The organism is Streptomyces sp. NPDC052040, from assembly GCF_044548405.1.
Taxonomy (GTDB): Bacteria; Actinomycetota; Actinomycetes; order Streptomycetales; family Streptomycetaceae; genus Streptomyces.
This window is the reverse complement of sequence record NZ_JBIUBV010000015.1, coordinates 24177-36847: the sequence shown is the minus strand read 5'-3', so window position 1 is coordinate 36847 and position 12671 is coordinate 24177. Positions and strand designations below refer to the sequence as shown.

General features: G+C 69.7%; 10 protein-coding genes and 1 tRNA gene. 4 read left to right on the top strand and 7 right to left on the bottom strand.

What is annotated here, in order from left to right; genetic code table 11:
* Positions 1-65 precede the first annotated feature (65 nt).
* A complete protein-coding gene (locus tag ACIHAA_RS25195; protein WP_399820888.1) occupies positions 66-827 on the top strand; it encodes a class E sortase in 762 nt (253 codons plus the stop codon).
* Positions 828-920: 93 nt separating this feature from the next.
* On the opposite strand, the gene pknB is transcribed toward ACIHAA_RS25195, so the two are convergent.
* The 6 genes from pknB to ACIHAA_RS25165 all read right to left on the bottom strand — a co-directional run bounded on the left by pknB (position 921) and on the right by ACIHAA_RS25165 (position 9050).
* A complete protein-coding gene (pknB, locus tag ACIHAA_RS25190; protein WP_399820887.1) occupies positions 921-2912 on the bottom strand; it encodes a Stk1 family PASTA domain-containing Ser/Thr kinase in 1992 nt (663 codons plus the stop codon).
* A 169-nt stretch (positions 2913-3081) separates the two neighbouring features.
* A complete protein-coding gene (locus ACIHAA_RS25185; RefSeq protein ID WP_399820884.1) occupies positions 3082-4569 on the bottom strand; it encodes a peptidoglycan D,D-transpeptidase FtsI family protein in 1488 nt (495 codons plus the stop codon).
* Positions 4566-6002: an FtsW/RodA/SpoVE family cell cycle protein gene (locus tag ACIHAA_RS25180; protein ID WP_399820882.1), complete on the bottom strand. Its 1437-nt coding sequence runs from the start codon at positions 6000-6002 to the stop codon at positions 4566-4568. Before ACIHAA_RS25180 ends, ACIHAA_RS25185 begins: the two co-directional genes overlap by 4 nt.
* 27 nt (positions 6003-6029) lie before the next feature.
* Positions 6030-7535 (bottom strand): Stp1/IreP family PP2C-type Ser/Thr phosphatase, encoded by a 1506-nt coding sequence (locus ACIHAA_RS25175; protein WP_399820880.1) that lies wholly within the window; start codon positions 7533-7535, stop codon positions 6030-6032.
* Between the two features lie 128 nt (positions 7536-7663).
* Positions 7664-8191, bottom strand: coding sequence for an FHA domain-containing protein (locus tag ACIHAA_RS25170; protein WP_399820878.1), 528 nt, complete (start codon positions 8189-8191; stop codon positions 7664-7666).
* A 10-nt stretch (positions 8192-8201) separates the two neighbouring features.
* Positions 8202-9050 carry an FhaA domain-containing protein gene (locus ACIHAA_RS25165; protein ID WP_399820876.1) on the bottom strand — a complete coding sequence of 283 codons (849 nt, stop codon included), beginning with the start codon at positions 9048-9050 and terminating at the stop codon, positions 8202-8204.
* A 648-nt stretch (positions 9051-9698) separates the two neighbouring features.
* Between ACIHAA_RS25165 and ACIHAA_RS25160 the strand changes: the two genes are divergently transcribed.
* Positions 9699-9782 (top strand) — tRNA-Leu (locus ACIHAA_RS25160).
* 234 nt (positions 9783-10016) lie between these two features.
* Here the strand turns inward: ACIHAA_RS25160 and ACIHAA_RS25155 are convergent.
* The gene (locus tag ACIHAA_RS25155; RefSeq protein WP_399820874.1) at positions 10017-10490 is read right to left on the bottom strand and encodes a MarR family winged helix-turn-helix transcriptional regulator; all 474 of its coding nucleotides are present in this window, start codon (positions 10488-10490) and stop codon (positions 10017-10019) included.
* Positions 10491-10565: 75 nt separating this feature from the next.
* Here ACIHAA_RS25155 and ACIHAA_RS25150 point away from each other — a divergent pair, with 75 nt between their 5' ends.
* Positions 10566-10940, top strand: a complete 375-nt coding sequence (locus tag ACIHAA_RS25150) for a cupin domain-containing protein (protein ID WP_399820873.1) — start codon at positions 10566-10568, stop codon at positions 10938-10940.
* 146 nt (positions 10941-11086) lie between these two features.
* Positions 11087-12664: an MFS transporter gene (locus ACIHAA_RS25145; protein ID WP_399820872.1), complete on the top strand. Its 1578-nt coding sequence runs from the start codon at positions 11087-11089 to the stop codon at positions 12662-12664.
* Positions 12665-12671: the final 7 nt, after the last annotated feature.

Below are 12671 nucleotides of genomic sequence, written 5' to 3'. Positions count from 1 at the left end.
GCGCGGACCGCTCATTTCGTACGGCCCGCGGACGCACGGGCACAGGAACAGACGGGGCAGGGGCAGTGGGAGTGACGACCGACCAGGACGAGCAGACCGATGTGCCGCCGCCCGGTCCCGGCTCCCCCGCGGCACCGGGGCGCCGCGGGTCCGGCCGGATCGCGTTCGCGGTGAGTGTCCTCGGGGAACTGCTGATCACCGCGGGCCTGGTCCTCGGGCTGTTCGTCGTCTATTCCCTGTGGTGGACCAATGTCCTCGCCGACCGCAAGGCGGACCGGGAGGGCAACCGGGTGCGCGACCACTGGGCGGCCGAGAAGGACAGTGGACCGGGCGCGCTGGACACCAAGGACGGCATCGGCTTCCTGCATGTGCCGTCCATGCACAACGGCGAGGTGCTGGTCGAGAAGGGCACCTCGACCGACGTCCTCAACGACGGGGTGGCCGGCTACTACGTCGACCCCGTCAAGGCCGCCCTGCCCATGAAGGGCGGCACCGGCAACTTCGCGCTGGCCGCGCACCGCGACGGCCACGGGGCGAAGTTCCACAACATCGACAAGGTGCGGAAGGGCGACCCGGTCGTCTTCGAGACGAAGGACGACTGGTACGTCTACAAGGTCTTCGCGATCCTCCCGGAGACCTCCAAGTACAACGTGACGGTCCTCTCCGCGGTCCCCAAGCAGGCGGGCGTGACCAAGCCGGGCCACTACATCACGCTGACGACCTGCACCCCGGTCTTCACCTCCGAGTACCGCTACATCGTCTGGGGCGAGTTGGAGCGGGTGGAGAAGGTCGACGGCGACCGCACCCCGCCGCCCGAGCTGCGCTAGCCGCAGCCCCCACCGGGGGGCGGACCCGACCGGATACGCCAGGGCCCCGGCACCCTCTCCAGGGTGCCGGGGCCCGGTCGTCGTGCGCGGGGGTCAGTTCCTTCCGCCGCCGCCGAACGGACCGCCGAAGATGCCTCCGCCGCCGTTCCCGCCGCCACCGTTGCCCTGGTCGGCGGTGATCAGGTCCACCGAGGAGCCCCGCTGGACCTGGGTGCCCTGCGGCGGGTTCGAGCCCACCACGGTGGCGTTGTCGTCCTGGGCGCCCACGATGTTGCCGACCTGGAGGCCCGCCTGCTGGAGGGCCTGCTTGACGTTGCCCAGCTTCTGGCCCTGGATGTTCGGGACCGGGACCTGCTGGGGCTGCGCCTTGCCGACCTGGAGGGTGACCGTGGAGCCCTTCTTGACCGTGCTGTTGGCGGCCGGCGAGGTCTGGACGACCTTGCCCGCCTGGTTCGGGTCGCTGACGTCCACCTCGACGCAGTTGGCGTTCAGGTTGTTGGCCTGCATCTGCTGCTTGGCGGCGTCACAGCTCTGGTTCGTCACATCCGGCACGGTCGTCGTCGCCGGGGCCGTGGCGACCGTGAGGGTGATCGTGGAGCCCTTTTCCTTGTCCACCCCGCCGTCCGGGTTCTGCGCGGTGACGACACCAGGAGTCTGGTCGGACTCCTCCGTCTTCTGCTCGACCTTGAAGCCCTTGTCCTCCAGCTGGGACTTGGCCTTGTCGAACTGCACACCCCGGACGTCGGGCACCGTCACCTTCGGGGCGCCCGTGGACACCACCAGGTTGATCGTGGTGCCCTTCTTGACCTGGCTCTTCGGGGCCGGGTCCTGGGAGCAGACATTGCCCTTGGCCTGGTCGTCGCAGGTCTTGCCGGTGAACGACAGTTTCAGATCGGTGTTCTCGGCCAGTTGCCGCGAGGCCACCCTGGACTGCCCCACGAAGTTGGGCACGTCCACGGAGCCGTTGCCCACGCCGCCGCCGCTGAACATCCACTTGCCGATGAGGACGGCGCCGACCAGCACCAGCACAGCCGCGACGACCAGCAGGACCGTCGAGGTGCTGGACTTCCGCTGACGGCGCCGGTCCGGGCGGTCGTCGTAGCCGAAGCCGCCCTCGTCCGGGCCCATCGGGGGCAGCATCGTGGTGGCGCCGCCGCCCGGTTCGGCGCGCAGCGCCGTCGTGGCCTGGCCGTCGTGGTAGCCGCCGTAGCCGACGGAGCCCAGCGCGGCCGTCGCCGCGACCGGCTGGCCGTCGAGGCACGCCTCGATGTCCTGGCGCATCTCGTCGGCGCTCTGGTACCGGTAGTCCGGGTCCTTGACCAGCGCCCGCAGCACGATCGCGTCCATCTCGGGCGTGATCTCGGGGTCGAAGACGCTCGGCGGCTGGGGCTCCTCGCGCACATGCTGGTAGGCCACCGCGACCGGCGAGTCCCCGACGAACGGCGGCCGGACCGTCAGCAGCTCGTACAGCAGACAACCGGTCGAATAGAGGTCGGAACGTGCGTCGACCTGCTCGCCCTTCGCCTGCTCCGGCGAGAGGTACTGGGCCGTGCCGATGACCGCGGCCGTCTGCGTCATCGTCATACCGGAGTCGCCCATGGCCCGGGCGATACCGAAGTCCATTACCTTGACCTGGCCGTTGCGCGTCAGCATGACGTTCGCCGGCTTGATGTCGCGGTGGACGATGCCGTTGCGGTGGGCGTACTCCAGGCCCTGGAGGATGCCGATGGTCATCTCCATGGCCCGCTCCGGCAGCAGCTTGCGGCCGCTGTGAAGAAGCTCACGGAGCGTGGAGCCGTCGACGTACTCCATCACGATGTACGGGATCGAGACCCCGTCGATGTAGTCCTCACCCGTGTCGTACACCGCGACGATCGCGGGGTGGTTGAGCGAGGCGGCCGACTGGGCCTCCCGGCGGAACCGGGCCTGGAAGGAAGGGTCACGCGCCAGGTCGGCGCGCAGCGTCTTCACCGCCACGGTGCGACCGAGGCGCGTGTCATGCGCGAGGTAGACCTCCGCCATGCCGCCACGGCCGAGCACATGGCCCAGTTCGTACCGGCCGCCGAGGCGACGCGGCTCTTCCATAGCTCCTACCAGCCCTCTCCGTCGGTCCTGACCACACCCGCGTATGGTCCGGCGGTGTGCTGTCCGGGCATACGGTACCCGGCTCGTTTTGTGTGACCTGGCCACATCCGCCACCCGATACAGGACCGGTATCGCAACGTGCACCGATGGGAAGGGGACGTGACGGGGGTCACTTCTTGCTGTTGATGACCGCCTCCATGACCTTCTTGGCGATCGGGGCGGCCAGGCCGCCGCCGGAGATGTCGTCACGGTTGGCGTTGTCGTCCTCGACCACCACGGCCACGGCGACCGGCGAGCTGCCGTCCGGGAGCTTGGCGAACGAGATGAACCACGCGTACGGCTTCTCGCTGTTGTTCAGACCGTGCTGGGCGGTACCGGTCTTGCCGCCCACCGTAACGCCGCTGATCTGCGCGTTCTTACCCGTACCGTCCGTGACGACCGTCCCCATCATCGACTGGAGGATCTGGGCGTTCTTCTCGGACAGCGGGCGGCTCAGCTCCTCCGGCTGGGTCTGCGAGAGCACATCCAGGCCGGGCGTCTGGAGCTTGTCCACCATGTACGGCTTCATCAGCTTGCCGTCGTTGGCGACGGCCGAGGCGACCATCGCCATCTGGAGCGGCGTCGCGGCGGTCTCGAACTGGCCGATCGAGCTGAGCGCCGTCTGCGGCCTGTCCATCTTCTTGGGGAAGGTGGAGGCGTTGGACCGCACCGGCGTGAACTGCTCGGAGTCGAAGCCGAACTTCTCCGCCTCGTCCAGCATCTTGTCCTTGCCGAGGTCGGCGCCGATCTTGCCGAAGACCGTGTTGCAGGAGAACTGGAGCGCGACCCGCATGGGCGCGTCCTTGCAGGGGATGTTCCCCTCGTTCTTCAGCTCGGTCCTGGTGTCCGGGAGGATGTAGGGCAGCGGGGAGTTGGTCTTCTGGTCCGCGCTGCTGTACAGCCCGTTCTCCAGCGCGGCGGCCGCGGTGACCACCTTGAAGGTGGAGCCAGGCGGGTAGGTCTCGCGCAGCGCCCGGTTCAGCATCGGGTCGCTCGGGTCGTTGTTCTTCTGGAGCTTGGTCCACGCCTTGGAGTCGACGGACGTGCTGTTGCCCGCGAAGGACGACGGGTCGTACGACGGGTAGGAGGCCAGCGACAGGATCGCGCCCGTCTGCGGGTCGAGCGCCACGGCCGCGCCCTTGCCGCCGACCCGCTTCAGACCCTCGTAGGCGGCCTTCTGCGCGGCCGCGTTCAGCGTGGTGACGACATTGCCGCCCTGCTGCTGCTTGCCGGTCAGCATGTTCAGCGTGTTGCGGAAGAAGAGCCGGTCGTCGTCGCCGGTGAGGATGCCGTCCTCGATGGACTCCAGCTGCGTGGCGCCGAACGCCTGGGACGCGTAGCCGGTGACCGGCGACCACATCGCGCCGTCCTTGTACGTGCGCTTGTACGCGAAGTCGTTGAGGCTGTCGGTGGGCGTCTTCTTCGACCCGGTGATCGGATTGCCGTCGACGATGATGTCGCCGCGGGGCTTGGAGTACCGCGCGATCAGGACCCGGCGGTTGTTCGGGTCCGTACGCAGCTTGTCGGCCTGGAGGTACTGGAGCCAGTTGTCGCGGGCGAGCAGCGCGAGGACGAGGAGCCCACAGAAGATCGCGATCCGGCGCAGGGGCTTGTTCACGGGCGGACCACCTGGGTCATCTCGGCGTCGGGGTTCGGGGCGGGGGACGGGGCCGGGCGGCGCGCGGTGTCGCTGATGCGCAGCAGGATGCCGATCAGCGCCCAGTTCGCGATGACGGAGGAACCGCCGTACGCCAGGAAGGGCATCGTCATACCGGTCAGCGGGATGAGGCCCATCACACCACCGGCGACCACGAACACCTGGAGCCCGAAGGCGCCGGACAGACCCACCGCCAGCAGCTTGCCGAACGGGTCGCGGGCGGCGAGGGCGGTGCGCACACCGCGCTCCACGATCAGGCCGTAGATCAGCAGCAGCGCCATGATCCCGGCCAGGCCCAGCTCCTCGCCGAAGGTGGCGAGGATGAAGTCGGAGTTGGCCGCGAACCGGATGAGGTCGGAGTGGCCCTGGCCGAGGCCCGTGCCGAGGGTGCCGCCGGAGCCGAACGCCCACAGCGCCTGCATGGCCTGCTCGGAGTGGCCGACGACGCCCTGCCGGCTGAGCGTGTACTCCTTCATCGGGTCCAGCCAGGCCTGGACACGCTGCTGCACATGCGGCTCGAAGGACGCCACACCGACCGCGCCGGCCGCGGACATCAGCAGACCGAAGACGATCCAGCTGGTCCGCTCGGTGGCGACGTACAGCATGATGACGAACATTCCGAAGAACAGCAGCGAGGTGCCGAGGTCGGTCTCGAAGACCAGGATCAGGATCGACATCCCCCACACCACGAGGATCGGGCCGAGGTCCCGGCCGCGCGGCAGGTACAGCCCCATGAAGCGGCGGCTGGCCAGGGCGAGCGCGTCCCGCTTCACCATCAGGTAACCGGCGAAGAAGACCGCCAGCACGATCTTCGCGAACTCACCGGGCTGGATGCTGAAGCTGCCGACGTGGATCCAGATCTTCGCGCCGTAGATGTTGGCGCCGAGACCGGGGATCAGCGGCAGGAGCAGCAGCACCAGCGCGCCCACCATGGAGATGTAGGTGTAGCGCTGGAGCACCCGGTGGTCCTTGAGGAAGACCAGCACGACGACGAAGAGGGCGATGCCCAGCGCGGTGTACATCAGCTGGCGGGGAGCCGCGTTGCCCGCCTGCTTGATGGACTGGAGCAGCTTCGACTGGTCCAGCCGCCAGATCACCACCAGGCCGAGGCCGTTCAGCAGCGTCGCCAGCGGCAGCAGCAGCGGATCCGCGTACGGGGCGAACTTCCGTACGACGAGATGGCCCACTCCGGCCAGCAGACCGAGGCCGACGCCGTAGCTCAGCAGGCCGGGCGGCACCTTGTTGTTGATGGCGAGGCCCACATTGGCGTACGCGAACACCGGGATGACAACGGCGAAGACCAGCAGCGCCAGTTCGGTGTTGCGTCGGCTCGGCGCGCCGATCGCGCCGATCGTGGACGTGTGATGCGTCGTCGTGTTCGTACTGCTGCTCATGGTGTGACAGGGCCCCTCACGGCTTGCTTACTGCTTACCGCACAGTGAGACGACCTTCTGCTCTTCCTCCGAGAGGGTGGGGCCGGGTGTGGGTGTGGGTGCGGTTGGGGACTTGCTCGCCGACGCCTTCGGAGCCGGTGAGCCCTTGGACGTGGGACCGGACTTGCCGGTTCCGCCGACGGTCCCGCCGGGCTTCGCGCCGGCCTGGCTCTCGCTCTTCTGGCGCTCGGTCTCCTTGCGGCAGGCCGACGCCTGCACGGACAGCTCGGAGATCTTCGACTGGGCCGCCGTGAGGCCGCCCTCGGCGATGGTCGCCCGGATCTGCTTCTGCTGGTACGGCGGCAGGTACTTGAGTTCGATCTCGGGGTGGTCCTTCTCCACCTTCGACAGCGACACCCAGGCGAGGTCCTGGCTGAGGCCGCGGTAGAGCGCGACGTGCTCCTCGTTGGCGCCGACGTAGTACTGCGTCTGCGTCCACTGGTAGGCGCCGTAGCAGCCGCCGCCGATCACGCCGAGCACCAGCAGGGTGTAGAAGGATCTCTTCAGCCAGCGGCGGCCCCGGCGCGGCTTGACGAAGTCCTCGTCGGTGTAGTCGCCGAAGCTGCCCGCGGGCACATAGCCGGTGGTGTCGCCGTCGCCGGGCGTGCCGAACTCGCCGCCGCCCTGCCCGGGCACCTGCCGGCCGAGGCCGGAGGCGCGGCCCGCGGGCGTCTGCATGATGCCGTTGTCGTGCAGATGGAGCTGGTTCTCGGCGACCGCGCCCACCACGACCGGGGTGTCGGACAGCTGCACGGCGAGGGTGTCGCCGGTGTCCAGGTCGAGCACATCGGCCACGATGACCGTGATGTTGTCGGGGCCGCCCCCGCGCAGCGCGAGCTGGATCAGCTCCTGCACGGTCTCCTGCGGGCCCTGGTAGCTGGCGAGGGTCTCCTCCATCGTCTGGTGGGAGACCACTCCGGACAGCCCGTCGGAGCAGATCAGATAGCGGTCACCGGCGCGCACCTCGCGGACGGAGAGGTCGGGCTCGACGTGGTCGGCGCTGCCGAGGGCCCGCATCAGCAGCGAGCGCTGCGGATGGGTGGTGGCCTCCTCCTCGGTGATGCGGCCCTCGTCGACGAGGCGCTGCACCCAGGTGTGGTCCTGGGTGATCTGGGTGAGGAGGCCGTCCCGCAGCAGATACGCGCGGGAGTCGCCGACGTGCACCAGACCGAGCCGCTGGCCGGTCCACAGCAGGGCGGTGAGGGTGGTCCCCATGCCCTCCAGCTGGGGGTCCTCGTCGACCATGGCCCGCAGCTGGTCGTTGGCGCGCTGCACGGCGGTGCCGAGCGAGGTGAGGATGTCGGAGCCGGGGACGTCGTCGTCGAGCGCGACGATGGTGGAGATCACCTCGGAGGAGGCGACCTCGCCGGCGGCCTGGCCGCCCATCCCGTCGGCGATCGCGAGCAGGCGTGGACCGGCGTAACCGGAGTCCTCGTTGCCCTCGCGGATCATGCCTTTGTGCGATCCGGCGGCGAAGCGCAGTGACAGACTCATGCGCACCTCGCCCGTCGGCTCCGGATACATCCGCACGGTGCCCACCCTCCGGTCGGGAGCGCGCCGGGGCCCCTGGTGGGGACCGCCGCTGCGTGCTCGCTCCGCTCGCGCTCACTCATGATGTAGCACTACTTCCGCAGCTCGATGACGGTTTTGCCGATGCGGATCGGCGCGCCCAGCGGGATCGGTGTGGGAGTCGTCAGCCGGGTCCGGTCCAGGTAGGTGCCGTTGGTGGACCCGAGGTCCTCGACGATCCACTGGCCGTCCCGGTCGGGGTAGATCCGGGCGTGGCGGCTGGAGGCGTAGTCGTCGTCCAGCACGATGGTGCTGTCGTGGGCGCGGCCCAGGGTGATGGTCTGGCCCTGGAGCGCCACCGTGGTCCCGGTCAGGGAGCCCTCGGAGACGACCAGCTTGGTGGGGGCGCCGCGGCGCTGGCGGCCGCCGCCGGACTGCTGCCGCTGCGGCTGCTGGCGCTGCTGCGGCGGCCCCGCGGGACGGGCGGCCTGCTGCTGTCGGCCGGCGTCCCGGCGCGAGCCGCGCTGGGTGACGCGCGTACCGAACAGGTCGCTGCGGATGACCTGCACGGCCACGATCACGAACAGCCACAGTACGGCCAGGAAACCCAGCCGCATGACCGTGAGGGTCAGCTCTGACATTGCCCCCGCTTCACCCTTCGGCTTGCCGGTAAATGATGGTGGTGCTGCCCACGACGATCCGCGAGCCGTCGCGGAGCGTAGCGCGGGTGGTGTGCTGCCCGTCCACCACGATGCCGTTGGTGGACCCGAGATCCTGGATCGTCGAGGGCGTTCCGGTCCGGATCTCGCAGTGCCGGCGGGAGACGCCGGGGTCGTCGATCCGCACGTCCGCCTCGGTGCTGCGTCCCAGCACCAGCGTCGGACGGGAGATCTGGTGGCGGGTGCCGTTGATCTCGATCCAGTGGCGGGTGCGTCCGCCGGATGCCGGGGCGGCACCGGGGCGCTGGTCCGCGGGCTGCGGGTATCCGTAGCCGCCGCCGGGGCGTCCGCCGGAGGGCGGGGCGCTCGGCATGGGCGGGGGTCCCGCCGGTGCGGCGGACGGCGGGTAGCCGTAGCCGCCGGGGGCCTGCCGCCCGGAGGGGGCGGCGGGGGCCTGCTGGCTGCTGGAGGAGGCCAGGGTGCGGCTGCGCACCCGGTACAGACCGGTGTCGAGGTCGTCGGCCTTCTCCAGGTGGACCTTGACGGGTCCCATGAAGGTGTAGCGCTGCTGCTTGGCGTAGTCGCCCACCATGCCGGCCAGCTCGTCGCCGAGCTGGCCCGAGTAGGGGCTGAGGCGCTCGTAGTCCGGCGTGCTCAGCTCCACGATGAAGTCGTTGGGGACCACGGTCCGGTCGCGGTTCCAGATGGTCGCGTTGTTGTCGCACTCGCGCTGGAGCGCGCCGGCGATCTCCACGGGCTGGACCTCGGACTTGAAGACCTTGGCGAAGGTGCCGTTGACCAGACCTTCGAGACGCTGCTCGAACTTCTTCAGGACTCCCATGGGGCACCTCCTTGGTCGTTGCCGTCCTGGGTACTGCTTACCTGGTACTGCTTACTGATCGTATCCACGCGCCGGAAAATCGGCTGGTTCCCCCTGTCGGCTCCTGTCGACCGGTGTCGACGCCTGCGGAGTTCCCTCCGGACGACCTCTTCGAACTCCTCCTGCTCGGACTCCGCGCTCGCACTCCTGGCATGGATCGTAGAGGCGGCCGCAGACCAGTGTCCCGCACCCGGCTGTGGACGCCGCCCCCTCCTGGAGAGATGAGCGGGACCGGTACGAGGTTGATACGTGAACCGATTCGTGTCGAGACGCTACGGGGGCCCGGGGGACGCGGGGGCAGGCGGGGGTGCGTGCGCGGGACGGACGGGGCGGCGCGGGGGTGGTGGGACGTTCTTACGGTGCGGCGTGCCGTCGCCGGGCGGGGCGCGGCGGCCGCGGCGCGAGCCGGTGCGCGGGCGGCCGGGGTCCGGGGCCGGGCGGTGCGGGTGCGGGCACCTTGCCGCTGGTCGGAGGGGTGCCCGGGCGGATCCCCCGTCCCCCGGGGTCCCCGGGGGAAAGGGATGTGAACCCACCCTCTCCACCGTGCTAATGTTCTGGATGTCGGAAGGCGCCGCGCCGAAAGGGGCGGGACCGGAAGACACACCCAATGCGCGGGTGGCGGAATAGGCAGACGCGCTGGATTCAGGTTCCAGTGCCCGAAAGGGCGTGGGGGTTCAACTCCCCCCTCGCGCACACCGTGAGAAACGGGTCTCTCCTCGGACGAAAGTCCGGGAGGGGCCCGTTTTTCGTTGTGCCCGAAAGCTTGTGAGGCATCGCACAGCATTTCCGCGGGGCGGGCGCCATCGGCTCGTGACCTATCTCACGGGCGGGGTCCGCCGGTGTCGGGCGGCGGTCGGCCGACGGCTTCGTTCGCAGCGGATCGGCCGCGCGGGGTGCGCTGTTGCCGGTGGTGCGCCGTCGGCCGTCTCACCACACGGGGCGCAGCGGGGGGATCGAGTCGCCCGTCAGGGTGCGGATGACGGCCGCGAGTTCGGCGCGCGGGACCTGGAGTCCGACCTCGTGCAGCTGCTTGGTCAGCTGCGCCTCCAGCTCGTAGAGGATCCGCCCGGCCACCGTCAGGTGCTCCAGGGCCTCGGCGGTGAGGACGACGAGCTTGCGACGGCCGCCCGCGGGGTGCGGGCGGCGCTCGACATAGCCCCGTTTCTCCAGGTCGTCGATGATCTGCCCGGCGGCCTGCTTGGTGACCCCGAGTTCCTCGGCCAGCTCGCTGCTGGTCGCGCCGGAGCCGTGGAGCACCTGGAAGACCAGGCCGTGCATGGGGCGCAGGTCCGCGTAGCCGGCGGCGTCGAGACGGCTCACGAACTCGGAGAGGACCAGCTGGAAGGACATCCCGAGCAGGAAGGTCAGCTCGGAGTGTTCGAGGGGGTCGTTGGTCTCCATCGTTTCATCTTGACACACCTGTATAAAGCCGCTTTACTCGGTGCGAGTAAAGAAGCTTTATACACAGGAGGCACCATGTACGTGGTCAGCGAGAGCGAGCAGCGGACGACCAAGACGCCCGCCGCCTCGATGTTCGGCCTGGCCGGTCCCAGCCAGGGCAGCGCCGAGATCAGCACCTGGCGCGTGGACCTCCCCGCGGACGCGTCCACGCCTCTGCACATCATCGACCGCGAGCAGGTGTGGATGCCGCTGTCGGGCGCGTTCGAGGTCGAGGTGAACGGCACCGTCGAGCAGGCCAAGGCCGGGCAGGCCGTCATCGTGCCGGCGGGCGCGAAGCGGCAGCTCAAGGCGGTGGGCGGCCCCGCGGAGGCGCTGGTCGCCATGGTCGTCGGCGGCAAGGCCATGATGCCGGGCAGCGAGGACAAGATCCCGCTTCCGTGGGCCGAGTGACCCTTCCCCGTCCAGCAGCCCGACCAGGCCGACTTCCGATCGATCTGGCCGGGCTGTCTGCCGCTCGGGGCCCTGCTCCCGCCGGTCGGGCGTGAAGGCCGGGCCGCACCCCTCAGACATCAGTCACCATCCAACGAAGGACTGGCATGAACCCCGAAGTGAGCAGCGGGCGCCGCCGGGCGATTCTGGCCCTGCTCGCCATCACCGTACTGATCGTGGTCATGGACCTGACGATCATCAATGTGGCGCTCAACCCGATCCAGCAGAGCCTCGACGCCTCCAACGCCGACCTTCAGTGGTCGCTCGACTCGTACCTGATCACCTTCGCGGCCTTCCTCTTCACCGGTGGCGTCTGCGCGGACCGCTTCGGGCGGAAGAAGACCCTGATCACCGGGCTCGCGGTGTTCGGCGCCAGTTCGGTGCTGGGCGCGTACGCCGGAAGCATCGGCCAGCTCATCCTGTGGCGCAGTGTCATGGGTGTGGGGGCCGCGGTCATCCCGACCGTCACACTCGCCATCCTCATGAACGTCTTCCCGCCCATGGAGCGCCCGAAGGCGATCGCGGCCTGGGCCTCGGCGGCCGGTGTGGCCTTCGCGGTGGGCCCGGTGCTCGGTGGTGTGCTGCTCGACCACTTCTGGTGGGGCTCGATCTTCCTCATCAACGCCCCGCTGGTGGTCGTCGGCCTGATCCTCATGGCCTGGCTGGTCCCCGAGTCCAAGAACCCGGCCCCCGCCAAGTTCGACCCCCTGGGCGTGGTGCTGTCCATCGTCGCGGTGGGCCTGCTGGTCTACGGCATCGTCACCGGCGGCGAGGACAACGACTGGCTCAGCGGTGACACGCTCGGAGCGCTCGTCGGGGGCGTGCTGCTGGTCGCGCTGCTCGTGGTGATCGAGTCGCGGATGGCGGCGCCTTCGCTGGACGTCGGCCTGCTGCGCAACGCGCGGTTCTCGGCCGGTTCGGGCGCCATCGCGCTCTGCTTCTTCGCCCTGATCGGCGCGATCTTCATCACCCAGTTCTACTACCAGGCGGTGCTGGGCTTCTCGCCGATGAAGGCCGGTTTCCTGATGCTTCCCATGGGCATCGGCTCGCTGGTGGTGTCGGCCCGCTGCCCCAAGCTGGTGATGCGGTTCGGCCCGCGGGCCGTGGTGGCCACCGGGTCGGCCGTGATGGCGGTCTCCTTCGTGATCTCCAGCCAGTTCACCGCGGACACCCCGACCTGGCTGCTGGTGGTCGCGCAGCTGATCTTCGGTCTGGGCTGGGGCTCCATCATGGCGCCCGCGACCGCCTCGCTGATGTCCGTGGTGCCGCCGGTCAAGGCGGGCGCCGGGCAGGCGGTGTCACAGACGATCCGCCAGGTCGCGGGCGCCCTCGGGGTCGCGATCATCGGCAGCATCCTCGGGGTGGTGTACCGCTCGGACATGCAGGACGCCGTGAAGGTGCTCCCGCCGTCCGCGCGGCACGAGGCGGCCGGGTCGATCGGCGACACCCTGCGGGCGGTGAACTCCGCGCGGCTCGGTGACCGGGCCCCCGCGCTGCTCCACAAGGCCGTCGACAGCTATCTCTCGGGCATGGAGGTCACCATGCTGGTGGCCGCGGGAGTGGCCCTGCTGGCCACCGCGGTGTCCCTGCGGTGGCTGCCGAAGACCGCGCCCAGGCCGCCCATGCCGCCGGCGCCCAAGCCCGCGGCCGAGGAGGCCGCCGGTACGCCGGGGGCGCTTGCCTGAGCCCTTC